This is a genomic window from Kitasatospora sp. NPDC127067, assembly GCF_042724755.1.
Taxonomy (GTDB): domain Bacteria; phylum Actinomycetota; class Actinomycetes; order Streptomycetales; family Streptomycetaceae; genus Kitasatospora; species Kitasatospora lactacystinica.
In genome coordinates this window covers 1-26,780 of record NZ_JBHXEM010000119.1, presented here as the reverse complement: position 1 = coordinate 26,780, position 26,780 = coordinate 1, and the positions used below count along the sequence as shown (strand labels likewise).

The following is a 26,780-nucleotide window of genomic DNA, read 5'->3' as shown; positions in this document are numbered from 1 at the left end:
CCCGCGACCGGAAGCGGTCGCGGGGGCCTCGGCGGTGCACCGGCCCGGTGCCCCGGGCATCAGGCGCGTCAGGCGTCGGACGTCAGGCGTCGAGCTTCTCGCGCTCGGCCTGCTCGGCCTTCTTCGAGGCCCGCAGGCTGGTGAAGGTGGTGATCGCCAGGACCACCACGATGAAGCCCAGCGAGAACGGGATGCCGATCTCCGGGGCCCAGTCCGCGCCCGCCTCGTGGGCGGCGTGCAGCACCAGCTTCACACCGATGAAGCCGAGGATCACCGACAGGCCGTACGACAGGTGGACCAGCTTCTTCAGCAGGCCGCCGATCAGGAAGTACAGCTGGCGCAGACCCATCAGGGCGAAGGCGTTGGCGGTGAAGACCACGTACGGGTCCTGGGTCAGGCCGAAGATGGCCGGGATCGAGTCCAGTGCGAACAGCACGTCGGTGGTGCCGATCGCCAGCATGACGATCAGCATCGGGGTGATCAGCCGGCGGCCGTTCTCCCGGACGAACAGCTTGGTGCCGCGGTAGTCCTCGGTGGCCGGGAAGCGGCGGGTGATCGACTTGAGGACGCGGTTCTCCTCGAACTCCTCCTCGCCCTCCTCCTCGGCGCGGGCCTCCTTGATCAGCTTCCAGGCCGTCCAGATCAGGAAGCCGCCGAAGATGAAGAACACCCAGGAGAACTCGGAGACCAGGGCGGCGCCGCCGGCGATGAACACCGCCCGGAGCACCAGCGCGATGATCACACCGAACATCAGCACGCGCTGCTGGTAGATCCTGGGCACCGCGAACTTGCCCATGATCAGGATGAACACGAAGAGGTTGTCGACACTCAGCGACTTCTCGGTGATGTACCCGGCGAAGAACTCACCCGCCGGCTGCGCACCGGAGTGCCACCAGAGGAAGCCACCGAAGAGGACCGCCAGGACGACCCAGACGGCCGTCCAGATCCCGGCCTCCTTGATCGAGACCTCGTGCGGCTTGCGCCCTCCGATGAAGAAGTCCGCCACGATCAGTGCGATCAGCACCAGGATCGTGGAGACCCACATGGTTATGGAAACGTCCACTACTGCTCCTCCGGCAGGTAGGCGAGACAGTCATCGTCACTGCCGGAGGTCTCTTCCGCCCATCGGGCCAGCGCCCCGGGGTGCCGCGACGGGCACCCGTGATGACGGGGTCGGCTGTCGAGGAATACTCCCCTCCGCTGCCAACGAGAGTAACAGCTGCTCCAAGGAAAGGTAAAGAAGGTAAAGACCGTCAAGGCGGGCCACCGGACCCGGGGAGCCCTGGGGGCCGGGGCAGCGGGAGCCGCGGGAGCCGCGGGAGCGGGGAGCGCGGGTCCTGCGGGGAGTGGCGGGAGCCGCCCGGGCTACAGGTACGGCTCGATCGCCGGCAGCAGGTCCTGGAAGGTGCGCCCCTTGGCCGGCGCACCGATCGCCTGCATCTCCCAGCCGCCGTCGCCGTCCCGGACCACCTTGGCCATGATCTGCCCGGTGTGCGGCCCGCCGCCCGCCAGCTCGTAGCGGGCCAGCTCCAGCCCGGTGGTCTCGTCCACCAGCCGGCAGTGCGCCCGCTGCACCTCGGCGAAGGTCTGCCCGGTGTACGAGCTGACCGTGAACACCACCTGGGTGATGTGCACGGGCACGTGCGCCAGGTCGACCAGGATCGCCTCGTCGTCCTCGGCCCCGGAACCGCCCTCCAGGTTGTCCCCGGTGTGCCGCACGGAGCCGTCGTTGCTCTCCAGGTGCGAGAAGAACACCACGTCGGACGGGGTCCGCTCGGCGTACAGCAGCGCCGAGGCGTCCAGATCGATCTTCCGGGTGCGGCTGCCGAACAGCCCGCGCTTGGGGGCGGCCCGCCAGCCGAGGCCCATCCGGACCACGGTCAGGGCGGCGCCCTGCCCCTTCTGGAGGCTGACCCGCTGCCCCTTGGCCAGGTTCACCGACACGACGTTGTCCTCTCTGCCGGCCGCGCGGTCACACCCGCGCGGCTCCACGATGGAACACCCCGTCGCCGTCCCCCGGCTGAGGCCCCCTCTGCGTACGGCCCGCAACCCCGTCCCGAGGGCACGATGCCGCAGGCCAGCCTAGGCCCTGCGGCACCCCGCCCTCCCCCGGGTTTCCCCGTTTGTGGCAAGCCTGAGACACCCGCGGACTTGACCGGTGTCATTCCGGCCAAGCCCGGTCACCGCGCGGGCGCGCTCGCGCGGGCCGCCTACGCCACACCCGCCTCGCGCATCTGCCGCAGTTCCTTCTTCAGCTCCTTGACCTCGTCGCGCAGCCGGGCCGCGACCTCGAACTGGAGGTCGGCGGCGGCCGTGTGCATCCGGTCGGTCATCTCCTGGATGAGGTCCGCCAGTTCGGCGGCGGGCAGGGACTTGGCCGGCTTGCGCTCCGCGCCCAGCGACGGCACCGGGGCCTTGCCCTTGCCCTGGTTGCGGTAGCCCGTGGAGAGCAGCTCGTCGGTGTCCACGTCCTCGCGGGCGAGGGTGTCCAGGATGTCGCCGATCTTCTTGCGCAGCGGCTGCGGGTCGATCCCGTGCTCCTTGTTGTAGGCCTGCTGCACGGCCCGGCGGCGGTTGGTCTCGTCGATGGCCTTCTCCATCGAGGGAGTGATCCTGTCCGCGTACATGTGGACCTGGCCGGAGACGTTGCGGGCGGCACGGCCGATCGTCTGGATCAGCGAGGTGCCGGAGCGCAGGAAGCCCTCCTTGTCCGCGTCCAGGATCGCCACCAGCGACACCTCGGGCAGGTCCAGGCCCTCGCGCAGCAGGTTGATGCCGACCAGCACGTCGTACCGGCCCGCCCGCAGCTCCCGCAGCAGCTCCACCCGGCGCAGCGTGTCCACGTCGCTGTGCAGGTACCGGACCCGGATGTCCAGGCCGAGCATGTAGTCGGTGAGGTCCTCGGCCATCTTCTTGGTCAGCGTGGTGACCAGGACGCGCTCGTCCCGCTCCACCCGCTGACGGACCTCGTGCACCAGGTCGTCGATCTGGCCCTCGGTCGGCTTGACGATCACCTCTGGGTCGATCAGGCCGGTCGGGCGGATGATCTGCTCGACCTGGCCGTCGCCGCGCGACAGCTCGTACGGGCCGGGCGTCGCCGACAGGTAGACGGTCTGGCCGATCCGCTCCAGGAACTCCTCCCACTTCAGCGGGCGGTTGTCCATCGCGGAGGGCAGCCGGAAGCCGTGCTCGACCAGGGTGCGCTTGCGCGAGGCGTCGCCCTCGTACATCGCGCCGATCTGCGGGACGGTGACGTGCGACTCGTCGATGACCAGGAGGAAGTCCTCCGGGAAGTAGTCGAGCAGGGTGTTCGGCGGGGAGCCGGGCTCACGGCCGTCGAAGTGCATCGAGTAGTTCTCGACGCCCGAGCAGGTGCCGATCTGGCGCAGCATCTCGATGTCGTAGGTGGTGCGCATCCGCAGCCGCTGGGCCTCCAGCAGCTTGCCCTGCTTCTCCAGCCGGGCGAGCGTCCCCTCCAGCTCCTTCTCGATGCCGGTGATCGCGCGCTCCATGCGCTCGGGGCCGGCCACGTAGTGCGTGGCGGGGAAGACGTGGACGGATTCGTCCTGGCTGATGATCTCGCCGGTGAGCGGGTGCAGGGTGTACAGCGCCTCGATCTCGTCGCCGAACATCTCGATCCGGACGGCGAGCTCCTCGTAGACCGGGAAGATCTCGATGGTGTCGCCGCGGACCCGGAAGGTGCCGCGGGTGAAGGCCACGTCGTTGCGGGCGTACTGGATGTCGACGAAGCGGCGCAGCAGGTCGTCCCGGTCGATCTCCTGGCCGACCTTGAGCCGCACCATCCGGTCGACGTACTCCTGCGGGGTGCCGAGGCCGTAGATGCAGGAGACCGAGGCGACCACGATGACGTCCCGGCGGGTGAGCAGCGAGTTGGTCGCCGAGTGGCGCAGCCGCTCGACCTCCTCGTTGATCGAGGAGTCCTTCTCGATGTAGGTGTCCGTCTGCGGGACGTACGCCTCGGGCTGGTAGTAGTCGTAGTACGAGACGAAGTACTCGACGGCGTTGTTCGGCAGCAGCTCGCGGAACTCGTTGGCCAGCTGCGCGGCCAGCGTCTTGTTCGGCGCCATCACCAGGGTGGGCCGCTGCAGCTTCTCGATCATCCAGGCCGTGGTGGCCGACTTGCCGGTGCCGGTGGCACCGAGCAGTACGACGTCCTTCTCCCCTCCCCTGATCCGCCGTTCCAGCTCGGCGATCGCCGCCGGCTGGTCGCCGTTCGGCTGGAAGGGACTGACGACCTCGAAGGGCGCCACGGACCGCTCAATACTCGTGATGGGACGCACCACTCAACGGTACGACCCACCACTGACAAGCGAGGCCGGTTCGATCAGGCCGCGTGGGCCTCGAAGCTCATGGCCGGCTCCCGGGCGGGGTCGATCCGCACGACGGAGTCGAAGGCGGCGGCGAGTCGCTCGATCAGTGGAAGGGTCGGGTCGACCCCGCTCTCCTCGATGCCCTCGACGGTCTCCTCGTCCAGCCCGGTCCGCTCGGCGAGCTCGGCGAGTGTCCACCCGAGCGCGGAGCGTCGGGCGTACACGGCCTCGGCCAGCGCCATCCGCCGCCCGGCCGCGCGGTACTCCTCGCTCTCCCGGTGCTCCGCCGGCACGGTCCAGCGGGTGTGGTAGCCGCTGCTCCTCCCGGTCGTAGATCTCGTGATCGGCGGCGGGCCGGTGCTCCGCCTCGCAGACCTTCTGCGCGCGGCGTGCCCGTTCCACCTGATCGGTCTCGCGGTTCCCAGTCTTGCGGAAGACCGTCAGCAGCACAGCCCTCCGCCCCGGCGCGAGCCAGTACGTGATGCGCATGGACCCGATCCGCAGCTCCCGCAGCGGGCCGCCCAGGTGGCTCGCCAACGGGAACGACACCGCCTCACCGTCCTCGGCGAGGCGGTCGGCGGCGCGTTCGGCTGCCCGGTACTCGGCGGTCGGGCAGTTCTGGAGCCATACCCGCACCTCGGGCTCGATCTCGATCCCGTAGCCCGCCCGGGAATCGTCACCGGTCATGCCTCTCCCCCTCGCTCGGCAGTGGGAACAACCGCCGGGCGAGGGGGAGGGGCACGGGTCAGGACTTGGCGCTGTCCCGGGCGAGGGCGACCAGGCGGGAGATGGCGCGCAGGTACTTCTTGCGGTAGCCGCCGCGCAGCATCTCCTCCGGGAAGACCTGGTCGAAGGGCAGGCCGGAGGCGGTGATCGGCAGCTCGCGGTCGTACATGCGGTCGGCGAGGACGACCAGGCGCAGCGCGGTGGACTGGTCGTCGACCTGCTTGACGCCGCGCAGGCAGACCGCGGTGACGTCGTCCAGCAGCGCGCCGTAGCGGCTGGGGTGGACGGCGGAGAGGTGGGCGAGCAGGGCGTCGAAGTCGTCCAGCGAGGCGCCGGGGGTGCGGTCCGCGACGTCTCCGACGGCCTCGTCGGAGTACGGCGGCGGGGCGTCCGGCAGGCCGCGGTGGCGGTAGTCCTGGCCGTCGATCCGCATCGGGCGGAAGTGCGCGGACAGGCCCTGGATCTCGCGCAGGAAGTCGGCGGCGGCGAAGCGGCCCTCGCCGAGCTTCTCCGGCAGGGTGTTCGAGGTGGCGCACAGCTTCACGCCGTTCTCGACCAGCCGGCCGAGCAGGGTGGAGACCAGCACGGTGTCGCCCGGGTCGTCCAGCTCGAACTCGTCGATGCAGAGCAGTGTGTGCCCGGAGAGGGTCCGTACGGCCTGCTGGAAGCCGAGCGCGCCGACCAGGTTGGTCAGCTCGACGAAGGTGCCGAAGGCCTTGGGGCCGGGGGCGGCGTGCCAGAGCGAGGCGAGCAGGTGGGTCTTGCCGACGCCGTAGCCGCCGTCGAGGTAGACCCCGGCGGGGCCGGTGGGCGCGGGGGCGGAGCGGCGGAACCAGCTGCGCTTGGGCGGCGAACCGTTTCCTCCGCCGAGGGTGGCCGCGAACTGCTCCAGGACCTGGACGGCCTCGTACTGGCTCGGCTGGGTCGGGTCCGGGATGTACGTCCCGAAGCTCACGTCGGCGAACCGGGGCGGCGGGACCATCTCGGCGACCAGCCGCTCGGCGGGCACGACGGGACGGCGGGAGGTGAGCGCGATCGGGGAGCCGGACACGGGTGCGGCGGCTATCGGCTCGGTTGCGGAGTAGGAGGCTGCGGGCACATCAGTAGAGGGTACGCCTGCCCCGTACGCCGTCCGAACGACCCGCGGCCCCGGACGGAACACGGCCCGCGGTGGAAGACTGGGATCATGCAACAGTTGATCAGCCCGCTGGGCGGCCGGCCCGCGGATCCGGCCGCACTGGAATCGCTCGCCGCCGTCTACGCGTACCCCGAACAGGTGAATCGGGGGCGCCCCTGGCTGCGCGCCAACATGGTGTCCGGCCTGGACGGCGGGGCCAGGCTGGACGGGCTCTCGGAGGGCCTCTCCGGCGACGCGGACAAGCGGATCTTCGGGGTGCTGCGGGCCCTGTCGGACGTGGTAGTGGTGGGCGCGGAGACGGTCCGCGCCGAGGGCTACCGGCCGGCCCGGGCGCGCCGGGAGTTCGCGGCGGCCCGGGCGGCGGCGGGCCAGGCGCCCGCCCCGGTGATCGCCGTGGTGAGCCGCTCGCTGCGGCTGGACCTGACCGCGCCGCTGTTCACCGAACCGCTGGTCAGGACGGTGGTGATCACCACCGGGGACGCCGATGCGGAGCGTCGTCGGGCGGTGGCCGAGGTGGCCGACCTGGTGCTCGCGGGCACGGGTTCGGTGGACCTGCGGGCGGGCGTGGCGGCCCTGGCCGAGCGGGGCTGGACCCGGCTGCTGACCGAGGGCGGCCCGCGTCTGCTGGGGCAGTTCGCGGCGGCCGGCCTGCTGGACGAGCTGTGCCTGTCGCTGGCCCCGCTGCTCACCGGCGGCGACGCGCCGCGCATCCTCCACGATGCCGGAATGCCGGACGTGCAGCGGATGGAGCTGGTCTCATTGATCGAGCAGAAAGGATTCCTCTTCACTCGCTACCTGCGTCACCTGGGTTCGGATGACCCCGTGACCCCCCGATCGTGATCCCGTTATGCGATGCCGGGGCCCGGGGGCCGGCCACTGGAAGGGACTCACGTGTTCAAGACGGTACTGATGATCGAAAAGGCTCTCTCCGACGCGGACGTGGAACTCGTCACCACGCTCCACGGCGAGGAGGAGGTGTCCTTCGTCGTCCTGATGCAGCCGCGCGGCAGGCAGGACGAACTGCTGCGGGCGCTCGACGACGTCGCCCTCGGCCACCTCGACAAGGTGGTCCACGAGCACGACGAGTCCGGGAGCGCGCCGACGGTGGCCACCGAGTCGCTGGAGCACAGCCTGCGCCACCTGCGCACGGCCGGGGCCGGGGCGGTGGGCGAACTGGTCGAGGAGAGGCCGCTGGAGCGGCTGCGCGCGGTCGTCGAGGAGCAGCGGGCGGACGAGGTGGTGGTGCTCACCTCCCCGCACTTCGTGGAGGAGTTCTTCCACCGCGACTGGGCCTCCCAGGCCCGGCACAAGGTGGGGGTCCCGGTGCTCAGGCTGTTCGCCAGCGACTCCTGAGCGACTCCTGGCCCGGCGCGGCGGTGGTGCAGAATCGTCCTTGCGGTCCGCCCGCGAGGACGATTCCGTCCTCCCGTCCCGTCCGCCCGCCCTGTCTGCCCCCGCCCCTACGGAGCCACGCCTTGAACGACGCCGCGCACGACCTGCACGCCCCGCACTTCATCGGCATCGGCGGCGCCGGGATGTCCGGCCTGGCGAAGATCCTCGCCGTACGCGGGGCCAGCGTCTCCGGCAGCGACTCCAAGGAGTCCGAGACCGTCCTCGCGCTGCGCGCCCTCGGTGCCACCGTGCACGTCGGCCACGCCGCCGAGCACGTGCCGGACGGCACCAGCAGCGTGGTCGTCTCCAGCGCGATCCGCGCCGACAACCCGGAGCTGGCCGTCGCCCACGAGCGCGGCATCCCGGTGGTGCACCGCTCCGACGCGCTGGCCGCGCTGATGGGCGGCCGGCGGGCGCTGGCGGTGGCCGGCACCCACGGCAAGACCACCACCACCAGCATGCTCGCCGTCGCCCTCGGCGAGCTGGGCCTGGACCCGTCCTACGCGATCGGCGGCGACCTCGACGCGCCCGGCTCCAACGCCCACCACGGCACCGGCGAGATCTTCGTCGCCGAGGCGGACGAGAGCGACCGCAGCTTCCACAAGTACGCGCCGGAGGTGGCGATCGTGCTCAACGTGGAGCTGGACCACCACGCCAACTACGCGTCGATCGAGGAGATCTACGAGTCCTTCGAGACCTTCGTCGGCCGGATCGTCCCCGGCGGCACCCTGGTGGTCTCGGCCGACCACGACGGCGCCCGCGAGCTCACCTCCCGGGTCGCCGGACGCGAGGGCCTGAACGTGGTGACGGTCGGCTCCGCCGAGGACGCCGACCTGCGGGTGCTGTCGGTGGTCGCCCGCGGCATGACCAGCGAGGTGACCGTGCTGCTGGACGGCGTCGAGCTGGCCTTCACCGTCTCGGTGCCCGGCCGGCACTACGCCCACAACGCGGTGGCCGCACTGGCCGCCGGCGTCGCGCTGGGCGTCCCGGCCGCCGACCTGGCCAAGGCGCTCGGCGCCTACACCGGCGTGCGCCGCCGCCTCCAGCTCAAGGGCGAGGCCGCCGGGGTCCAGGTGATCGACTCCTACGCCCACCACCCCACCGAGATGGCCGCCGACCTGGAGGCGATCCGCGAGGGCCTGACCGGCGGGGGCCGGGTGCTGGTGGTCTTCCAGCCGCACCTGTTCAGCCGCACCCAGCAGCTCTCCGAGGAGATGGGCCGGGCCCTGGCGCTGGCCGACGCCTCCGTGGTGCTGGACATCTACCCGGCCCGCGAGGACCCGATCCCCGGCGTGACCAGCGAGCTGATCGTCGACGCCGCCCGCCGGGCCGGCGCCGAGGTCGCCGCCGAGCACTCCTTCGCCGCCGCTCCCGCCGTGCTGGCCGGCCTCGCCCGCCCGGGCGACCTGCTGCTCACCATGGGCGCCGGGGACGTCACCAACCTCGGGCCGGAAATCCTGCAGCACCTCGCGAACGTTGCATCCAACGTCTGACCCACGTCCGTCCGACGTACGCCGCGACCGGGAGCCGTGAGATGAGCTACGAGATCGAGAAGACCGAGGCCGAGTGGCGCGCCGAGCTCAGCCCCGAGGAGTACCACGTGCTCCGCGAGGCGGGCACCGAGCACCCGTTCACCGGTGAGTACACCGACACCAGGACGGTCGGCGTCTACGGCTGCCGGGCCTGCGGGGCCGAACTGTTCAGCTCCGAGACCAAGTTCGACAGCCACTGCGGCTGGCCGTCCTACTACGCGCCGCTGGCCGGGGACCGGGTCCAGTACATCGAGGACACCTCGCTCGGCATGCGCCGGGTCGAGGTGCGCTGCGCCCGCTGCGGCGGGCACCTCGGGCACGTCTTCGAGGGCGAGGGCTACGGCACGCCGACGGACCAGCGGTACTGCATCAACAGCGTCTCGCTGACGCTGAAGCCGGCCGAGCAGGGCTGAGCGACGAACGGCAGGAGGCCCGGACACCGTACGTGTCCGGGCCTCCTGCCGTTCGGGCCTGCGGGCCCGGGCGTGCGTGCTGTCCCGGGCCCGCGTGCTGTCCGGGCGTGCGTGTCCGGGCCTAGCCCTCGACCGGTGCGAAGCGGACCGGGAGGTGCATCAGCGCCCGGTGGAACGGGCCCGGGCGCCAGAGCAGGTCCTCGGCGGGGGTGGAGAGTTCGAGGTCGCTGAGGCGGCTGCCCAGCTGCTCGATGGCGGTGATCGCGATCAGCAGGGCCGGGTCCCGGGCCGGGCAGGCGTGCGGGCCGGCCGCCCAGGCCAGGTGGGCGCTCTCCCCGCTGCGCAGCCCGCCGTCGTCGGGGGGCGGCGCGGCCTGGGAGTTGGCGGCCGCGTACGAGACCAGGACCAGCGTGCCCGCCTTGATCTCGCGGCCGTGGAAGGTGATGTCGTACCGCGGGTAGTGGGCCGAGAGGTTGGCCATCGGCGGCTCGTGCCAGAGCACCTCGTCGATCGCCTGGTGGGCGGTCATCGCCCCGCCGAACAGCGAGCCGGCGTAGCGGGCGTCGGTGAGCAGCCGCAGCAGGGCGTTGCCGATCAGGTTGGTGGTCGGCTCGTGCCCGGCGATCAGGGTCAGGGTGATCTGCCGGATCACCTCGTCGTCGTCCAGCCCGACCGGGTGGGTGACGTACATCGAGGTGAGGTCGTGCCGGGGGCGCGCGCGGCGCTCGGCGACCATCGCGGTGACCACCGCCAGGAGCTTCCCGTACGAGGCGCCCGCCCGCGCGGTGGACTCGATCAGCCCGGTGATCGCGTCCACCACCTCCTCGCGCTGCTCCTGCGGCACGCCGAACCAGGTGGTGAGCGCGAAGGCGGGCAGCCGGCGGGCGTACTCGGCGATCAGGTCGGCGTGCCCGACGGCGGCGAAGCGGTCGATCAGCCGGTGCGCGGTCTCGGCGACCTGGCGCTGGAGCCGGTGCGGTTCGAACAGCGCGAGGGCGTCGGTGATCACCGCCCGGTAGCGCGCGTGGGTCTCGCCGTCGCTGAACAGCGCGGTCGGGCGGTAGCCGAGCACCGGCAGCAGCGGGGAGTCCGGCGGGACGGTGCGCTGCCAGCCCCGGGAGTCCTTGGAGAAGGTGTCTGTGTCGCGCAGCAGGTCCAGTGCGGCCTGGTAGTCGGTGACCAGCAGGGCCTCGACGCCGGGCGCGACCTCGACCGGGGCGACCGCGCCGTGCCGCCGCAGCCGCTCGTAGACCAGCTGGGGGTCGGCGGCGAAGACCGGGCCGTGGATCGGGGTCGGGCGGGACTCGACGGTCACGGCTGCTCCGGGGTGGCGGGGTCCGCGGTGGCGGGGTCCGAGGTGGCGGGGGCGGCGGGCAGGGCGTCGAGGACGTGCTCGGCCAGCGCGATCAGCGCGTCCAGGCTGCTGTCGCGCTCGCGGGCGTCGCAGAGCAGCAACGGGGTCGCGGCGTGCAGGTCCAGGTGGGTGCGCAGCACCTCGACCGCGTGCTCCGGTGCGTCCGGGAAGCGGTTGACGGCGACGGCGTACGGCAGGCCCTGTTCCTCGACCATGTCCATGATCTCGAAGGAGTCGGCCAGCCGGCGGGTGTCGGCGAGCACCAGGGCGCCCACGGCGCCGCGGGCGATGTCCTGCCAGAGCGGGAAGAAGCGGCGCTGGCCGGGGGTGCCGAACATGTAGAGCACGACGTTGCCGGGCAGGGTGAGCCGGCCGAAGTCGACGGCGACGGTGGTGGTGGCCTTCTCGGGCAGGCCGGCCAGGTCGTCCACCGGGCGGCCGGTCTCGGTCATCGCCTCCTCGGTGTGCAGGGTGGCGATCTCCGAGAGGGTGCGGATGAGGGTGGTCTTGCCGACCCCGAACGGGCCGGCCACCACCAGCTTCATCAGCGTCTGGTCCCGGTCGGGCAGGTAGCCCACCCGGCTCTGGTCTTCCGGGTCCGGCCGGGCGGCCGGGTCACCGGAGCGCACGGAGTCCAACGAGGAGCCTCTCGACGATGGAGCGGTCGGTCTGCTGGGCGCGCGGGATCGGTGCGCGGGCGTGCAGGCAGCCCGACTCGACCAGATCGGCCGCGAGGAAGACGGTGGCACTGACCGGCAGGCGCAGGTGCGCGGCGGCCTCCACCACGGTCAGCGCGCCGGGGCGCAGCAGTTCCCAGAGCCGGCGGTGTTCGGGTTCGAGCGCGGCCGGCGGGTCGGCGCGGTCGGCGAACAGCACGGTCAGCCGCTCGAAGCCCTTGGTGCCGGGGCGGCTGCGGCCGCCGGTGGCCAGGTAGGCGGGCACCATCCGCCTGCGGGGGGCGGCGGTCATGACCGGCCGTCGTCGTCCTGCCGCCGGGTCGGGCTCGCGAGCGCGCGACCGAGGGCGGCGACCTGCAGCTGCATCTGGTAGGCCACGTTGCCGAGTTGGGCGTCCGGCGAGGTGAACACGGCGAGCGAGGTGTTCTCCCCGGCGGGCACCACGACGGCGTAGCCGAGGTCGGACTCCACCACGGTCTGGGCCAGCCTGGGGCGCTCGGCGTCGGTGAACGCGGCGGTGAAGGCCCGGGCGGCGGCGTGCACGGTGGCGGTCATCGCGGCGACCCGCTCGGCCGAGGCGCGCTCCAGGCCGCCCGAGGCGCCTTCGACCAGGCCGTCCCCGGTGGCGATGACGGCGTGCAGCACCCCCGGCAGCTCCAGCAACGGGGTCAGCACCCACGAGATCTCGTCGGTGGTGGTCGGGCTGGGCGTGCTGCTCACTGCTCGGCTCCTTCTAAGGTCTGACCGGTGCTCTGGTCACCGGGGTCGTGGCCGGCGGTGGTGTCGCCGGGGTCGTGGCCGGGGGTGGTGTCGCCGGGGTCGTGGCCGGGGGTGCCGGCGGCGCCGGCGCCGGTCTCCTCGCGGGCGGCCCGGGCCACGGCGGCCCGGCCGGAGTCGGTGCCCTGCTGCAGCGCCTGCCAGTGGGCGGCGGCCTGCTCGGGGGTGCGGTCGGACGCCGGGGCGCGAACGGGGACGGGCCTAGCGCCGGGCGGCTGCTCGGCGGCCAGCGGACGGCGGCGCCGCCGGGTGGGCAGGCCGGTGCCGTCGTCGGCCACGGGTGCGTCCGCCGCGGGCGCACCGGCCGTCGCGCCGTCCTTCGGGGTGGCGCCGACCGGCGCATCGCCGGCCGGCTCGTCACCCCCTGCCGTCGCACCGTCCGCCCGGCCGTCCGCGACCGGATCGGACGCCACCGGATCGGGCACCACCCGGATGGTCGGGGCCGGGTGCGGGCCCGGCTGGTTGTGGCGGTCGGCGAGCTGCGGGCCGTCCTGCTCGTCCGCGTCGCGCATCGGAGGGACGGCCGCGACGGTGGGCGCCGGGGCCGGCCCGGCGCCGGCCCGCAGCGGCAGCGGGGTGAGCACCGACAGCGGCTGCTCGTCGTCCACGACGGTCACCAGCGCGGCCGGGATGCGCAGGATGGTCCGCATGCCGCCGTACGGCGAGGGCTCGACATGACAGGAGAAGCCGTACTGGCGGGCCAGCTTGCCGATCACCGCGAAGCCGGTCTTGGGCGGGTTGCCGAGCTCGGTGAGCAGCATGTCGGGCGGGCCGGCCAGCAGCCGGCGGGCGCGGCGCAGCTGGTCCTCGTCCATGCCGATGCCGCTGTCGTCGATGATCACCAGCGCGCCGCGGCCGCCCTGCTGGACGGTGACCGGGACGTCGGTCTCCGGGTGGGAGTAGGCGGTGGCGTTGGCGAGCAGCTCGGCGATGGTGACGGCGATCGGCTCGGCCGCCCGGGCGACCACGGCGAGGCGCTGCTCGCGCAGGTGGTTGGCGACCTTGATCCGGGCGTAGCCGGGCACCCGGGAGAGCGCGCCGACGACCACCTCGGCGAGCGGCGAGTCGGTGCGGGCCAGGCCCGGCCAGGCCTCGCAGAGCACCGCGATGGTCTGGATCCGGCGCAGCGCGACCTCGTTGCGGAAGTCGACCTCCAGCAGCCGGGGGTCGTCGTGCTCGTGCTGGAGCTGCTGGACCAGGCTCTGGATCTGGTACAGCAGGGTCTGGATCCGGGAGGTGGCGCCGCGCATGGCGGCGCGGGCGGCGGCGTCCACCCGCTCGCGCTCGTCGGCGAGGGCGGCGTGCGCGGCGTCCAGGACGGCCTGCAGCGCCCGGACCGCCTCGGGGCCGACGGCCGGCGGGTCCAGTGGGCCGACCAGTGGGGCGTTGCCGTGGGTGAGCCGTACGGCGGTGGCGGCGATCCGCTCCTGGGCGAGGTGGCCGATCTCGGCGAGCAGCGCGGTCGCCCGCGCCTCGGCGGCGGCGAGCGCGCTCTCGGCCCGCTCGGCCCGGTCGGTCGCGGCGGCGCCCTGCTGCAGGGCGTCCCGGACGGTGTCCTGCGCGTGCCGGGCGGCTTCCTGTGCCTCGCGGACGCTGTCCTCGGCGGCGCGGGTGCGCTCCTGCGCCCGCTGGGCGTCCTCGGCGGAGCACCGGGCGGCCTCCTGCGCCTCGCGCTGCTGCTGCTCGGCACGGGCGAGCCTGCCCTCGGCGGCCCGGGTGCGCTCCTCGGTCCGGCCGAGCGCGGTCTCGGCGGCGGTCGCCCGGGCGACGGCCCCGGCCCGGCCGCGGGCGAGCACGGCCGCGGCCACGGCGGCGACCAGCGCCAGGACGATCAGCGCGATCTGCGTCATCGAAGTCCTCGGGGGTGCTTGCGGGTGGGACCGGGTGGTGCGGCCCGACCTGCGAGGAGGGGCGCGTTCCGGGAGCGCGGGTGGGGTCAGTTCCCGACGGCGCGCGGGCGCGGGGAGCGGGCGGCGTCCTCGGCCAGTTCCCGGGCCACCAGGGCGACCTGGCCCATGGCCTCCAGGGCGCCGGGGGCCGCGGAGCCGTCCAGGTGCCGGTACTCGGCCGCGAGGGTGAGCACCAGTCGCTCGGGCAGGCCGAGTTCGGGGTGGCGCTGTTCGGCGATCACCCGCCGGGCGGCGTCCAGCGCGGGTATGCCGGCGGCGTGCAGGGCGTGGGCGCGCTCGCGGACGTAGGAGAGGTAGCCGATGTGCTCCTGGACGCCGTCGCGGTCGAGCACCGGGCCGTGGCCGGGTACGAAGATCTCCGCGCCGGTGGCGAGGGCCTGCTCGCAGGCGCCGATGACGTTCTCCAGCGGTCCGGCCCAGTGCGAGGGGTGGTCGCCGGGCTGCTCGGGCGTCGAGGAGAAGATCACGTCGCCGGTGAAGACCGCGCGCTGGTGCGGGAGGTGGACCATGAGGTCCCCACCCGTGTGGGCGGCGGGCAGGCTGGTGATCCGCACCGGGTAGCGGCCGACGGTCAGCTCCAGCTCGCCGGTGAAGACGGTGTCGGGGTGCACCGGCGCGGTGCCGGACCAGTCGAACTGCCCGAAGTGCTCCCTCAGGTAGCCGCCGAGCGGCGACTGCGGGTCGCTGTTGACGACCAGCGCGTGCTGCTGCTGCGGGGTGGGCTCCCAGTGGATGTGCTCCAGCGCCTCGCGGGTGGCGATCACCTCGGCGTCCGGCAGCACCCCGGCGCCCCACAGGTGGTCCCCGTTGGCGTGGGTGACGACCACCCGGTCGATCCCGACCCCGTCCGGCAGCAGCCGCCGGCTCGCGGCGAGGAACTCCCCGGCCATCGAGGGGTCGTACGGCGTGTCGATCCAGAGCGCGGTGGTCTCCGATGCCAGCAGCCCGCAGTTGGCCAGGCCCCAGCCCCGCTTCGGCGGGAGCCACACGTACAGGTCCTCGGCAATCGCGCTCACGTTCGCACGGCTGATCGTCATGTGCGCGATTATGCCCATGTCGTGACAGGAGTGGAGCAAAACCATTACAGTTCAAGCCACTTCGCGCCCGAAGCAACCCGAGCTGTCCCGATTCGTCCCACGTGGTCTGGACCACATCTGGCCGAAGTGGCCCGGCCCGGGCCCCGATTGGGTCCGGAGGGAGCGTCAGATCTCCTGCTCCGTCGACCGCTCCAGCTGCTTGATCCCCTTGCGCTCCCCCGCACAGCGTTCGTAGCCGAGCCAGGCGTTGATCGCCAGCATCGGCCCGTTGGTCGTGTCGTTGCTGGTGTACGCGTGCCGGTAGCCGGCCGCCGCGGCGAGCCGCAGCGACTCCAGCTTGGCCAGCTTGCTCAGCCCCCGGCCGCGGAACTCCCGGCGGCAGGCGGTGAACGCGGACCAGTAGCGGTCCACGCCGTCGGTCTGCGCCATGCTGAACGCGGCCGGCCGTCCGTCCACCACGGCGACGACGCTCAGCGCCGCGTCCCGGTCCGGCCTGGCCCAGTCGTTGCGCAACCAGTCCTCGTACGTGAGGGCGTCCATCGGCACCTCGCTGCCGGGCTCGTCCAGGATGGCGTCCGCCTCGACCAGGAACACCGGGTACGGGTCGTCCGCCCAGTCGGCGGCCGGGCGCACCTCGACACCGGCCGGCCGTACGGGAGCGGGCGGCAGCGGCAGCGCGAGGTCCCGTCCGGCGAACTGCATGGTGCGCCCGATCCGGTAGCCCCGGGCGGTGGCGAAGGCCAGCGAGGCGGGCTCGTCGTCCAGCCAGGTGTGCAGCTCCGTCACGCCGTGCCCGGTCAGGTGCCGCTCGGCCACGGCCAGCAGGGCGGTGGCCGCGCCGCGCCGCCGGTACTCCGGCAGCACGCTGCCGTTGGCGTAGCCGACACCCGTGGTCGTCGTCCCGAGCACCACCCCGCAGCGCACCGCGCCGACCACCCGGCCGTCCAGTTCGGCGACGAAGGTGCGGAAGTGCTCCTCGGGGCTGGGCTGGGCGTTCAACCAGACCAGCGTCTCGGCGGAGAGCACCAGGTGTTCGCGCCCGGCCCGGTGGGCCGCGGCCACGGCCACGGCGTCCTCGGGGTGGAAGTCACGGATCGTCACGGAGGAGGAATTCGAAGAAGTCATGGATTCCCACGCTAGCCCCGCGGGCCCGTCCGGCGCCTCCGGTTTTCCCGCCGGAAGGGCGCCCCACCTGCGCGGACGGCCCGGGCTCGGGACCAAAGTCCCTCACGGCCGGCACGACATGCTCAAATAATGCTCTGAGAAGACCGGGCGAGGCTTGGCAGCCACCCCGCCCGGGGACATTCTCAGCAGCACGGCCGCGCGGTTCCGGCGACGACGCCCGCACCGCTCGACGGCCCTCCCACCCGGCCCTCCGAAGGGGGCGAACCGATGACTTTCCCTGCCCTGGAACTGCCTGCCTCCGCCACCGCGAGCCTAGGAACCGCACCCCTGGGAACCGCGCGCCGAGAAGCCGCGCCCCGGGAGGCCGCGCCCCGTCTGGGCGTCGGCCTCGGCTGGCGCAGCGAGATCGACACCGTGGTCGAGAGCCGGCCCGGCCTGGACTGGGTCGAGGTGGTCGCCGAGAACATCTGCGCCGACCACCTGCCCGAGTCCCTGACCGTGCTGCGCGGACGCGGCGTCACCGTCGTCCCGCACGGCGTCGGCCTCGGCCTCGGCGGCGCCGACCTGCCCGACCCCGGCCGCCTCGACCGGCTCGCCGAGGCCGCGCTGGCCCTCGACTCCCCGCTGGTCAGCGAGCACCTGGCGTTCGTCCGGGCCGGCGGTCTGGAGGCCGGCCACCTGCTGCCCGTCCCCCGCACCCGGGACTCGCTGCGGGTGATCGTCGAGAACGTCCGGATCGCCCAGGACCACCTGCCGGTGCCGCTCGCCCTGGAGAACGTCGCCGCCCAGCTCGCCTGGCCGGACGACGAGTTCACCGAGGGCCAGTTCCTCGCCGAGCTCGTCGAGCGTACCGGCGTCCGGCTGCTGATCGACGTCGCCAACCTGCACACCAACCGGGTCAACCTCGGCATCGACCCGGCCGCCGAGCTCGACCGCCTGCCGCTGGAGGCGCTCGCCTACGTCCACGTCGCGGGCGGCACCCTGGTCGACGGCGTCTGGCACGACACCCACGCGCACCCCGTCACCGAACCGGTGCTGGAGGTGCTGGCCGAACTCTGCGCGCGGGTCGCCCCGCCCGGGGTGCTGCTGGAGCGGGACGCCAACTTCCCGCCGCCCAGCGAACTGGCCGGTGAACTGGACGCCATCCGCCGGGTGCTGGAGGGGAGCACCCGGCGATGAGCGACCTGACGAGAACGGCGCGGGAGAACACCGACCCGCGTCTCACCACCGACCGCGACCCCGCCGAGCAGGGCCCCGCCGGCCCGGGCCCCGCCGCGCAGGACCTCGCCGCCGCCCGGCGGCGCCTGGCCCGGCGCCAGGAGGAGCTGCTGGCCGCCCTGGTGGCCGGCGGGCCCGTCCCGCCCGGCTTCGACGAGCGGCAGGTCCGCACCCAGTCCACCGGCCTGGCCGCCAAGCGGCGGGACACCACCGCCAAGGTGGCCCCGGACCTGCCCCGGGCACTCGGGGCGCAGTACGGGCCGCTCTTCCTCGGCTACGCCCGCTCCCACCCGCAGACCGGCGGCTACCGGGCCGACGCCCGGGCCTTCGCGCAGTGGGTGCTCACCGACGGCGGCCCGCTCGCCGACGACCATCGCCGGGCCCTGGAGCAGTGGCTCCACCCGGCACCCGTACGGCCGCCGGGCCCGCTCGCGCGCCTGCGCCGGGCCCTGCGCCCGGCCCCGCGCCGCTAGCCGGCGGCCGGGCCGCCGGCGAACCCGGCGGCACCTGATCCTGACGCACTGTCACCACCTCGGGGGAACAGCCCATGTGGCACAACAGCTACTTCGTCGTCCCGGCCGTCCTGCTGGCGGCCGCCGCCCTGTACGCCGCCCGGACCCGGCAGCACATCGGCCGGGTCCGCTACGCCAAGGGCCTGCCCGGCCGCGGTCTGCCGCTGCTCGACACCGCGTTCCTGTCCGGCGGGCCGGGGCGGGTGTTCGACACCGCCATGGTCCGGATGCACATGAGCGAGCAGGTCGTGATCAACCGCTCCGGTCTGGTCACGCTCACCGGCTCCAAGCCGTACGACGCCGTCGACAAGGCGGTCCAGGACGCGGTCGGTCCGACCGGCAGCCGTCAACTCGGCTCGCTGCGCCACACCGTGATGCGCTCCGCCGCCGTCCAGGAGATCGGTGACCGGCTCGCCGACCGCGGCCTGCTGCGCCGCCCCGAGCGGCTGCGGCGGGCCCGCACCGCCCGTCGGCTGCTCTGGCTCGCGCTGCTGCTCGTGGTGGCCTCCGCGGTGGCCTCCCTGCTGCTCGACGACGGCGCCGCCGGCCACGACCGTCCGAACCTCTGGGTCCCGGGCCTCCTGCTGTTCGGGGGCCTCACCGCGCTGCTCGCCACCGCGCCGGTCAAGGGCCGGATCACCCCGGCCGGGCAGCGCCAGCTCTCCCTGATGCAGGGCACCCCGTGGAAGCCCAACGCCGGGATGCCGCCCCGGCTGGCCGGCGGCGCGCTGCTGGGCGCGCTCGCGCTCGGCGGCCTGGCCGCCGCCGGGCTGGACAACCCGGAGCTGGAGGCCGCGATGCTGACCGCGTCGGCCGAGGAGGAGGCCGTACGGCAGGCGGTCGCCGCGAACGCCTCCTCGTCGTCCTCGTCGTCCTCCTCCTCGTCGTCGGCGTCCTCGTGCTCCTCCGGTTCCTCCGGCTCCGACGGCGGCTCCGCCTCCTGGTGCGGGTCCTCCGACTCCGGTTCCTCCGGCTCCGGTTGCGGCTCGTCCAGCTGCGGGTCCTCCTCGTCGAGCTGCGGATCCTCTTCGTCGAGCTGCGGGTCCTCGTCCTCATCCAGCTGCGGGTCCTCGTCCTCCTCCAGCTGCGGGTCGAGCTGTGGCGGCGGCGGCTGCGGCTCCTGAGACCCGCCGGGCGCGCCGCCGGACGTCACAGTTCGGTATCGCGGACCGGGAAGACGTTCCGCCCGCCGTCGACGCAGGCATACAACAAGCCCATGTGGTTGCTGTTCCTCATACCGGCTTGTGTCGCGGCGGTCCTGTCCTGCCTCCGACTGGTCCGGATGACCGCCACCGCCGACGCCCTGACCGACCAGGCCGGCCTGCGGCCCCCCGAAGCCGTCGGCATCGGCCTGTACGAGACCGCCTACCTGGCCGGCGGCCCGGACCGGGTGGTCGAACTCGCCCTCGTCCTGATGGCCGGCCGCGGGCGGCTGCACCTGGCGCACACCGGCTGGACCACCGTGGTCGACCCCAGGGGCCGCAGCCGCCTGGAGCGGGCGGTCATCGCCACCGTCGGCCCCGAGGTCCAGTGCCGGACCGACGAGCTGCGCCGGGCCATGGCCGAACACCCCACCGTGCTGGAGATCGGCGCCCGGCTCACCCTGGCGGGCCTGGCCACCCCGGCCCTGGTGCAGCGCAACACCGTGGTGGTGGTCCGGCAGGTCCGGCACGCGCTGCTGCTGACGCTGGTGCTGCTGGCCGCCTCGCTGGCCCTCGGCGGCTTCACCGGGGGTGACACCCTCGCCCCGCTCGCCTGGTTCTCCCTGCCGGTGGCGCTCACCTCGGGCACCCTGCTGATGGCCCGGGTGGACGTCTACCCGTACACCCGCTGGGCCTCCCCGGTCGGCCAGGAGGTACTGCGCGAGGTCCGTCCGACCCGCCAGCGCGGCCTGGCCGACGACGAGGAGCGCGAACTGCTCACCGCCGTCGCCATGAACGGCCCGGCCGTCCTGCCCGACGCCCGGCTCCGCGCCGCCCTGCGCCCGCACCGGACCTGAAAACCGGCTGCACCGACCGCTGCGACCAGGGCAGACTCCCACCCATGGACGCACCCGACCCCGCCGAGCGGGGCCCCGCCGACCGCGCCCCGGACCCGCCGGCCCTCGGCCGGAAGGGCCTCGCGGCGCTGGAGCGCGCCCGCTTCGAGGGCCGCCCGGTCCGGCTGGGCCGCTCCATCCCCGGCGCGGACCGGCTGGAGGGCTTCGTCCTCGGCACCGGCCCGGTCTGGACCCTGCTCGCCACCTGCACCGACCACCGCCTCGACGGCTGGAGCGCCGTCCGCACCGCCGACCTGCACAAGGTCCGCGACCGGGGCGGCCCCGAGAACCTGACCGTACGGGTGCTGCGCCGCCGCGGTCTGTGGCCGGTCCGCCCGCCCGGCGCCGACCTGCCGCTGGACGACCTGCCCGGCCTGCTCACCGCCGCCTGCGCCGAGTACGGTCTGATCGCCCTGCACACCGAGCGCCGCGACCCCGGCGCCTGCTGGGTCGGTACGGTCACCGCACTGCGGCCCGCCTCGCTGCGGCTGCACGAGGTCGACCCCGAGGCGCACTGGCACCCGGAGCCGACGAAGTTCCGTTTCGAGGACGTCACCCGGGTCGACCTCGGCGACCACTACACCTCCGTGCTGCGCGAGTTCGCCGGGCCGCGCCCGTAGCGACGCCGGAGGCCGGCTCCCCGTCGGGGAACCGGCCTCCGGGAGGAACCGCGGGAACCGTCAGACCAGGCCGTTCAGCAGCTCGCTGACCGGCTTGCGCCGACCGGTGAAGAACGGCACCTCCTCGCGGACGTGCAGCCGGGCCCGGGAGGGGCGCAGATCGCGCATCAGGTCGACGATCCGGTGCAGCTCGTCCGCCTCGAAGGCGAGCAGCCACTCGTAGTCGCCGAGCGCGAACGAGGCCACCGTGTTGGCCCGCACGTCCGGGTAGCCGCGCGCCATCTGGCCGTGCTCGGCGAGCATCGCGCGCCGCTCGGCGTCCGGCAGCAGGTACCACTCGTAGGAGCGGACGAACGGGTACACGCAGACGTAGTCGCGCGGGCGCTCGTCGGCCAGGAAGGCCGGGATGTGCGACTTGTTGAACTCGGCCGGGCGGTGCAGCGCCATGTTCGACCAGACCGGCTCCAGCAGCCGGCCGAGGCCGGTGCGGCGGAAGCGGTTGTACGCCTCCTGGAGGTCGTCCGAGTCGGCGGCGTGCCACCAGACCAGGATGTCGGCGTCCGCGCGCAGACCGGAGACGTCGTACGTGCCGCGCACGGTCACGTCCTTGGCGGCCAGCTGGGCGAACAGCTCGTCCACCTCGGCGGCCAGCGCGGTGCGGTCCTCGGGCAGGGCGCCCTTGAGCTTGAACACCGACCACATCGTGTAGCGGATGACCTGGTTCAGGTCGCGCGCCTTCTTCTTCTCGGGCTGCTGCTCCCGCTCAACGCTCTCAGTCATGCGCCCATTGTCCTCTCCGTGGAGCCTTCCCCGGTCGCCGGGGTCAACAGTCTGTCGACGGCGGCCGCCGCGGCGGCCGCCGAACCGATGCACGCCGGAATGCCCACCCCGTCGTACGCGGCGCCGCACAGCGCCAGCGCGCCCACCCGCGCCACCTGGGCCCGCACCCGGGCCACCCGGTCCAGGTGCCCCACCGGGTACTGCGGCAGACCGGCCGTGAAGCGGGAGACGAAGGTGTCGTACGGCCGGGCGGTCAGCCCGATCGCCTCCTCCAGGTCCGCCAGCGAGCGGGCCACCAGCTCCTCGTCCGGCAGCCCCAGCGCCTCCTCCTCGCGGTACCGGCCCAGCGAGGTGCGCAGCAGGAACGCGTCCGGCGCGGAACGCTCCAGCCAGCCCCACTTGTTGGAGGAGAAGGTCGAGGCCTTGATCCGCCGCCCGTCCACCGGCGGCACCAGGAAGCCGCTGCCGCCGGGCGGCTCGGCCAGGTCGGCGCGGCGGAAGGCCAGGGTCACCAGGGCCATGCCCGCGTACTCGACGGCGTCCAGGTCGGTGGCGGCCGCCGGCGCGTCCTCGCGCAGCAGCCGGGCCGCGACGGGGGCCGGGACGGCCAGCACCACGGCGTCCGCGTGCAGCACCTCGCCGCCGGCCACCACCCGCCAGCCGTCGGGGGTGCGGCGCAGCTCGTCCACCGGGGCGTCGGTGCGCAGGTCCACCCCCGCCTTGACGCAGGCCGCGGCGACCGCGCCGGGCAGGGTGCCGAGGCCGCCGCGCAGGCCCTGGAACACCGGGGTGCCGACCACCTTCGGCCGGGAGGCCAGCTCGTGCACCCCCTCGACCAGCGAGCCGCCGCCGCGCGCGATCGACAGCAGCTGCGGGACGGCGGCGCGCAGCGAGATCTCCTCGGCGCGGCCGGCGTAGACGCCGCCGAGCAGCGGCTCGACCAGCCGGTCCACGACCTCCTGGCCCAGCCGGTCGGCGACGTAGCGGCCGATCGCGACGTCCTCGCCGATCTCGCCGGGCCGCTCGTTCCGGGCCCGCTCCAGCCCCTGGTCGGTCAGCACGCCGGAGGCGGCCAGCGCCTCCAGGTCACCGGGGACGCCCATCACCTGCCCGCCGGGCAGCGGCCGCAGCGCGCCGCGGGTCCAGATCGCGGCCTTCGCGGTGGTCGGCGGCTCCAGCTCCTCGCCGAGCCCGACCGCCCGTGCCAGGTCCACCGCCTCCGGCCGCCGGGCCAGCACCGACTCGGCCCCGAGGTCCACCCGGACCCCGCCGACCTCTCCGCCCCACAGCTTCCCGCCGACCCGCCCGGACGCCTCCAGCAGCGTGACCCGCGCCCGCGCGGGCCCCCCGGCGGCACCGCTCAGGAAAGCGGCCGCGGCCAGCCCCGCGATCCCACCACCGACGACGACGACCTGTGCATCCGACATGCTCCGCAGTCTCGCAGGTCTTTACGCCGGACCCTCAATCCCCTGCACGCCCGAGGTCGATCGCGATCGGGAACGGCACCGGGCGTTCCAGTCTGCCGCGGAAGATTCCGTCCGGTGCGTACGAAGCGGTCACCCGGTCCGGCTCGCGCACGGCCCCAAGCCAGCGAGTTCGGGGACGCGGCGGACCGCCACTTAGTCTGTGTGCCATGGAACCGATCATGGTGAGTGCGTGTCTGGCCGGGATCCCCTGCCGGTACGACGGGCGGGCGAAGACCTCCGACGACGCCGTGCGGCTGGTCGAGCGGGGGCGGGCCGTGGTGGTGTGCCCGGAGGGGGCGGGCGGGCTGCCGACGCCGCGGCCGCCGGCGGAGATCGTGGGCGGGGACGGCGCGGACGTGCTGGACGGGCGGGCCCGGGTGGTGGACGCGACCGGGGCGGACTGCACCGCGGAGTTCCTGGCCGGTGCCCGGGCGGCGCTCGCCGCCGCCGAGGAGGCGGGGGCCCGGCGGGCGGTGCTGATGGCGCGCAGCCCGTCCTGCGGCTGCGGGCAGGTGTACGACGGGTCGTTCACCGGGGAGCTGCGCCCCGGCGACGGGGTGACGGCGGCGCTGCTGCGCCGGGCCGGGATCGAGGTCACGGCCGGGTAGCGGGCCCCGGAGCGGCAGGGGCCCGCCACCGGGAGGTCAGCGCGCGCTGGCCTCGTGGACGAAGGCGACGAGGCGGCTGAGCGCGTCCGGGTCCATGGACGGCAGCACGCCGTGGCCGAGGTTGAAGATGTGGCCGCTGGTGCCGAGCGCCTCGGCGGCCCGCAGCACCTCGGCGGCCTTGGTCTCCACCACCGCGGTGGGCGCGTACAGCACCGCCGGGTCGAGGTTGCCCTGCAGGCCCTTGCCCGGGCCGACCCGCTCGGCGGCGACGTTCAGCGGCACCCGCCAGTCGACGCCGACGATGTCCGCGCCGGCCTGGCCCATCAGGCCGAGCAGTTCGCCGGTGCCGACGCCGAAGTGGATCCGCGGCACGCCGTACTCGGCGACGGCGTCGAAGACCTTGGTGCTGGACGGCATCACCGAGCGGCGGTAGTCGTCCGGCGCGAGCGCGCCGACCCAGGAGTCGAACAGCTGGACGGCCGAGGCGCCGGCCTCGATCTGGACCTTGAGGAAGGCCGAGGTGATGTCCGCGAGCCGGTCCACCAGGGCGGCCCACAGCTCGGGCTGCCCGTACATCATGGCCTTGGTGTTCTCGTGGTTCTTGGACGGCCCGCCCTCGATCAGGTAGCTGGCCAGCGTGTACGGCGCCCCGGCGAAGCCGATCAGCGGGGTCTCGCCGAGCTCGTCCACCAGCAGGCCGACGGCCTCGGTGATGTAGGGGACGTCGTCCGGCTCCAGCGGGCGCAGCCGCTTCAGGTCCTCGACGGTGCGGATCGGGTCGGCGATGACGGGGCCGATGCCGGGCTTGATGTCGACGTCGATGCCGACGGCCTTGAGCGGCACCACGATGTCGCTGAAGAAGATCGCCGCGTCCACCTTGTGCCGGCGCACCGGCTGGAGGGTGATCTCCTTGACCAGCTCGGGCCGCATGCAGGACTCCAGCATGGGGATGCCCTCGCGGACCTTCAGGTACTCGGGCAGCGAGCGGCCGGCCTGGCGCATGAACCACACCGGCGTGTGCGGCACGGGCTCGTGCCGGCAGGCGCGCAGGAACGCGGAGTCGTGCGCGGCGCCGCGACGCCGGGGGGTGGTCTGGCCGCCGTGGGTGGGCGCCGTGGTGTCTGCCGTTGTCTCGCTCACGCGTCAAATCTTCGCACGCGTGCCGGGCCCGGTTTCCCGGCCGGTCTCGTCGGTTCCTCCAAGATCTGTCCGGGTTTGCCGTTCCGGCACGCCGCTGGGAGAGAAGTTGCGGCGATAACCCCGTTCTTCGACCTAGTCTTCGGGGCATGGCAGCGGTCGGAGGGCACCCCGCACAGGGTGGCGGAGCAGGTGGCGGAGCGGGGCACGAGGGGGTGCCGAGCGAGTTCCGGGCGGCCGTGGCGGCCCTGGACGGGGCCCGGCTGCGGCCCGAGGTGCAGCTCTCCCCCGCGCCGGCGCCGCGCCGGCTCGCCCCGTACTCGTTCGCAGTGACCGCCTCGGTCGAGGTCGACGGCGAGGAGCTGGCGGACGGCCGGCTGGTGCTGCTGTACGACCCGGCCGGGCAGGAGGCCTGGAACGGGGAGTTCCGGGTGGTCACGATGACCCGGGCCGAGCTGGAGCCGGAGATGGCGGGCGACCCGATGGTCTCCGAGGTGGGCTGGTCCTGGCTGCTGGACACCCTGCAGGCGCACGGCGCCGGGTACGCGGAGCCGTCCGGCACGGTGAGCCTGGCCTCCTCCCAGTACTTCGGCGGCCTGGCGGACCGCCCGTCCTCGACGGAGATCGAGATCCGGGCCTCCTGGACCCCGGCCGACGGCCGTTTCGAGCGGCACCTGGCGGCCTGGGCGGACCTGCTGTGCGTCAGCGCCGGCCTGCCGCCGACCGCCCCGGCCCCGCAGGGGCCCGCCGAGGTTCCTTCACTCGGTGGAGTGGTCCCGATGCCGGCCCGGCGACGCCCCCGGTCGCACTGACGGGTGGTGTGCGGGCCCGACGGCGCCCGGGGGCCGGACGCCACCCCCAGGGCTGACGGAGTGTGACTTCGGACCCGCTCTTCGTCAATTCACCGGTCGACACCGACCGATCGACACCGAATCTGATCGATTTTGTGCGAATACCGGGCATGTCGCATCAATCATTTGCGCGATTTGTCCGTATTGTTACTCACTAGATCGTGATCTTTCGCTAAAGCCGGGCACGGTTGCTGCCGAAGCAGACTGTGACCCTTTCCGAACGCGGAACACTCCGACCGCCCCCATCGGGGTTCCGTCCGCCACTCCCCGCAGGAGGCCTGGTGTCGGTCCTTCTTGAGCACCCCGCAAACGTGGTCGCCTACCGGCCGACCAAGCCCACCGCCATGGTGGTCATCGCCGATCCCCGTGTCCGAAACACCGTCACCCGCCACCTGTGGGCACTCGGCGTCCGCGACGTGATCGAGGTGTCCTCCATCGCCGAGGCCCGCCCCCGGGTCTCCACTCCCCGCGACATCTGCGTCGCCGACGTACACCTCCCGGACGGCTCCGGGCTGACCATCCTCGCCGAGACCCGCGCCGCGGGCTGGCCCAACGGCCTGGCACTGTCCGCCGCCGACGACATCGGCGCGGTCCGCAGCGCGCTGGCCGGCGGTGTCAAGGGATACGTGGTGACCGGTACCCGGACGAACGTCGCGATGCCGGGCCGCCCCGGGATGCCGCTCGGCGCCGCCGGGCTGGCCGGCCGGATGCGCCGCCCCGGGATGCCGGGCATGCCGGGCGCGACCGGTGCGCCGGGCGCCCCCGGAGCACCCGGTGCGCCGGGCGCGCAGCAGGCCGCCTACCGCGAGCTCTCCGGCCGCGAGGTCGAGGTGCTGCGACTGGTCGCCGAGGGACAGTCCAACAAGGCGATCGGCGTGGCAATGGGCCTGTCGGCGCTCACCGTCAAGAGCCACCTCGCCCGGATCGCCCGCAAGCTGGGCACCGGCGACCGCGCCGGCATGGTCGCGGTCGCGCTGCGCACCGGCATCATCCACTGAGCCGGGCGCTCCGGACCGCTGCGGCGGGCCCGGGGGAACGGGGCGCCGCCGCCCCCGCCCGGCGGCCCCCCGCCGCCCCGCGCCCCCCCCCCCCCCCGGGGCCGGCGGGCGGCCCGGCCGTGGCCCCCGGCCCCCCGGGG

The 26,780-nt window shown here is 73.8% G+C and carries 25 protein-coding genes and 2 pseudogenes; 11 read left to right on the top strand and 16 right to left on the bottom strand.

Annotation, left to right across the window (positions count from 1 at the left end; all coding sequences use genetic code 11):
• Positions 1-82: 82 nt before the first annotated feature.
• The 6 genes and pseudogenes from ACFWJ4_RS33130 to zapE all read right to left on the bottom strand — a co-directional run bounded on the left by ACFWJ4_RS33130 (position 83) and on the right by zapE (position 6,123).
• Entirely contained in the window at positions 83-1,063 is a 981-nt protein-coding gene (locus ACFWJ4_RS33130) for a TerC family protein (RefSeq protein WP_359915326.1), read from the bottom strand.
• Between the two features lie 302 nt (positions 1,064-1,365).
• Positions 1,366-1,944: a TerD family protein gene (locus ACFWJ4_RS33125; RefSeq protein ID WP_359915324.1), complete on the bottom strand. Its 579-nt coding sequence runs from the start codon at positions 1,942-1,944 to the stop codon at positions 1,366-1,368.
• A 266-nt stretch (positions 1,945-2,210) separates the two neighbouring features.
• Positions 2,211-4,301, bottom strand: a complete 2,091-nt coding sequence (gene uvrB, locus ACFWJ4_RS33120; RefSeq protein ID WP_380550722.1) for an excinuclease ABC subunit UvrB — start codon at positions 4,299-4,301, stop codon at positions 2,211-2,213.
• 44 nt (positions 4,302-4,345) lie between these two features.
• The gene (locus ACFWJ4_RS33115) at positions 4,346-4,624 is read right to left on the bottom strand and encodes a helix-turn-helix domain-containing protein (protein WP_380550719.1); all 279 of its coding nucleotides are present in this window, start codon (positions 4,622-4,624) and stop codon (positions 4,346-4,348) included.
• 121 nt (positions 4,625-4,745) lie between these two features.
• Positions 4,746-5,018: pseudogene (locus ACFWJ4_RS33110) on the bottom strand (type II toxin-antitoxin system RelE/ParE family toxin); the annotation flags it as partial.
• A 58-nt stretch (positions 5,019-5,076) separates the two neighbouring features.
• On the bottom strand, positions 5,077-6,123 hold the full coding sequence (zapE, locus tag ACFWJ4_RS33105; RefSeq protein ID WP_380550728.1) for a cell division protein ZapE: 1,047 nt from the start codon (positions 6,121-6,123) through the stop codon (positions 5,077-5,079).
• A gap of 120 nt (positions 6,124-6,243) precedes the next feature.
• Here zapE and ACFWJ4_RS33100 point away from each other — a divergent pair, with 120 nt between their 5' ends.
• The 4 genes from ACFWJ4_RS33100 (at position 6,244) to msrB (ending at position 9,532) form a co-directional block, all read left to right on the top strand.
• Positions 6,244-7,035, top strand: a complete 792-nt coding sequence (locus ACFWJ4_RS33100) for a pyrimidine reductase family protein (RefSeq protein ID WP_380550717.1) — start codon at positions 6,244-6,246, stop codon at positions 7,033-7,035.
• A 51-nt stretch (positions 7,036-7,086) separates the two neighbouring features.
• The gene (locus ACFWJ4_RS33095) at positions 7,087-7,548 is read left to right on the top strand and encodes an indole-3-glycerol phosphate synthase (protein ID WP_380550715.1); all 462 of its coding nucleotides are present in this window, start codon (positions 7,087-7,089) and stop codon (positions 7,546-7,548) included.
• 122 nt (positions 7,549-7,670) lie between these two features.
• Entirely contained in the window at positions 7,671-9,080 is a 1,410-nt protein-coding gene (gene murC, locus ACFWJ4_RS33090) for a UDP-N-acetylmuramate--L-alanine ligase (protein ID WP_380359016.1), read from the top strand.
• A gap of 41 nt (positions 9,081-9,121) precedes the next feature.
• Positions 9,122-9,532, top strand: coding sequence for a peptide-methionine (R)-S-oxide reductase MsrB (msrB, locus tag ACFWJ4_RS33085; RefSeq protein ID WP_380550713.1), 411 nt, complete (start codon positions 9,122-9,124; stop codon positions 9,530-9,532).
• Positions 9,533-9,653: 121 nt separating this feature from the next.
• On the opposite strand, the gene ACFWJ4_RS33080 is transcribed toward msrB, so the two are convergent.
• The 7 genes from ACFWJ4_RS33080 to ACFWJ4_RS33050 form a co-directional block, all read right to left on the bottom strand.
• Positions 9,654-10,847, bottom strand: a complete 1,194-nt coding sequence (locus ACFWJ4_RS33080) for a cytochrome P450 (RefSeq protein WP_380550711.1) — start codon at positions 10,845-10,847, stop codon at positions 9,654-9,656.
• Positions 10,844-11,431 carry an ATP/GTP-binding protein gene (locus ACFWJ4_RS33075; RefSeq protein ID WP_380550725.1) on the bottom strand — a complete coding sequence of 196 codons (588 nt, stop codon included), beginning with the start codon at positions 11,429-11,431 and terminating at the stop codon, positions 10,844-10,846. Before ACFWJ4_RS33075 ends, ACFWJ4_RS33080 begins: the two co-directional genes overlap by 4 nt.
• 70 nt (positions 11,432-11,501) lie before the next feature.
• A complete protein-coding gene (locus ACFWJ4_RS33070) occupies positions 11,502-11,855 on the bottom strand; it encodes a DUF742 domain-containing protein (protein WP_359914392.1) in 354 nt (117 codons plus the stop codon).
• A complete protein-coding gene (locus tag ACFWJ4_RS33065) occupies positions 11,852-12,283 on the bottom strand; it encodes a roadblock/LC7 domain-containing protein (RefSeq protein ID WP_380550709.1) in 432 nt (143 codons plus the stop codon). The genes ACFWJ4_RS33070 and ACFWJ4_RS33065 overlap by 4 nt, the downstream gene beginning before the upstream one ends.
• Positions 12,280-14,190 (bottom strand): ATP-binding protein, encoded by a 1,911-nt coding sequence (locus tag ACFWJ4_RS33060; protein WP_380550707.1) that lies wholly within the window; start codon positions 14,188-14,190, stop codon positions 12,280-12,282. Before ACFWJ4_RS33060 ends, ACFWJ4_RS33065 begins: the two co-directional genes overlap by 4 nt.
• A gap of 86 nt (positions 14,191-14,276) precedes the next feature.
• On the bottom strand, positions 14,277-15,287 hold the full coding sequence (locus tag ACFWJ4_RS33055) for an MBL fold metallo-hydrolase (protein ID WP_380550705.1): 1,011 nt from the start codon (positions 15,285-15,287) through the stop codon (positions 14,277-14,279).
• Between the two features lie 165 nt (positions 15,288-15,452).
• On the bottom strand, positions 15,453-16,412 hold the full coding sequence (locus ACFWJ4_RS33050) for a GNAT family N-acetyltransferase (RefSeq protein ID WP_380550703.1): 960 nt from the start codon (positions 16,410-16,412) through the stop codon (positions 15,453-15,455).
• Between the two features lie 327 nt (positions 16,413-16,739).
• Between ACFWJ4_RS33050 and ACFWJ4_RS33045 the strand changes: the two are divergent.
• From ACFWJ4_RS33045 to ACFWJ4_RS33030, 4 genes and pseudogenes are all read left to right on the top strand, one after another.
• Positions 16,740-18,103, top strand: a pseudogene (locus ACFWJ4_RS33045) (DUF692 domain-containing protein).
• 74 nt (positions 18,104-18,177) lie between these two features.
• Positions 18,178-19,266, top strand: coding sequence for a TIGR04222 domain-containing membrane protein (locus ACFWJ4_RS33040; RefSeq protein ID WP_380550701.1), 1,089 nt, complete (start codon positions 18,178-18,180; stop codon positions 19,264-19,266).
• A 92-nt stretch (positions 19,267-19,358) separates the two neighbouring features.
• A complete protein-coding gene (locus ACFWJ4_RS33035) occupies positions 19,359-20,141 on the top strand; it encodes a TIGR04222 domain-containing membrane protein (RefSeq protein WP_380550699.1) in 783 nt (260 codons plus the stop codon).
• A 44-nt stretch (positions 20,142-20,185) separates the two neighbouring features.
• Positions 20,186-20,800: a hypothetical protein gene (locus ACFWJ4_RS33030; RefSeq protein WP_380550697.1), complete on the top strand. Its 615-nt coding sequence runs from the start codon at positions 20,186-20,188 to the stop codon at positions 20,798-20,800.
• Positions 20,801-20,860: 60 nt separating this feature from the next.
• On the opposite strand, the gene hemQ is transcribed toward ACFWJ4_RS33030, so the two are convergent.
• The gene (hemQ, locus tag ACFWJ4_RS33025; RefSeq protein WP_359914362.1) at positions 20,861-21,580 is read right to left on the bottom strand and encodes a hydrogen peroxide-dependent heme synthase; all 720 of its coding nucleotides are present in this window, start codon (positions 21,578-21,580) and stop codon (positions 20,861-20,863) included.
• Positions 21,577-23,007, bottom strand: coding sequence for a protoporphyrinogen oxidase (gene hemG / locus ACFWJ4_RS33020; protein WP_380550695.1), 1,431 nt, complete (start codon positions 23,005-23,007; stop codon positions 21,577-21,579). The genes hemQ and hemG overlap by 4 nt, the downstream gene beginning before the upstream one ends.
• A gap of 206 nt (positions 23,008-23,213) precedes the next feature.
• Here hemG and ACFWJ4_RS33015 point away from each other — a divergent pair, with 206 nt between their 5' ends.
• Entirely contained in the window at positions 23,214-23,654 is a 441-nt protein-coding gene (locus ACFWJ4_RS33015; RefSeq protein ID WP_359914356.1) for a DUF523 domain-containing protein, read from the top strand.
• Between the two features lie 36 nt (positions 23,655-23,690).
• Here ACFWJ4_RS33015 and hemE read toward each other — a convergent pair whose 3' ends face one another.
• Positions 23,691-24,704, bottom strand: coding sequence for a uroporphyrinogen decarboxylase (gene hemE, locus ACFWJ4_RS33010; RefSeq protein WP_359914397.1), 1,014 nt, complete (start codon positions 24,702-24,704; stop codon positions 23,691-23,693).
• Between the two features lie 236 nt (positions 24,705-24,940).
• Here hemE and ACFWJ4_RS33005 point away from each other — a divergent pair, with 236 nt between their 5' ends.
• A complete protein-coding gene (locus ACFWJ4_RS33005) occupies positions 24,941-25,603 on the top strand; it encodes a DUF3000 domain-containing protein (RefSeq protein WP_359914354.1) in 663 nt (220 codons plus the stop codon).
• A gap of 320 nt (positions 25,604-25,923) precedes the next feature.
• Positions 25,924-26,640, top strand: a complete 717-nt coding sequence (locus ACFWJ4_RS33000) for a LuxR C-terminal-related transcriptional regulator (protein WP_380550693.1) — start codon at positions 25,924-25,926, stop codon at positions 26,638-26,640.
• Positions 26,641-26,780 lie beyond the last annotated feature (140 nt).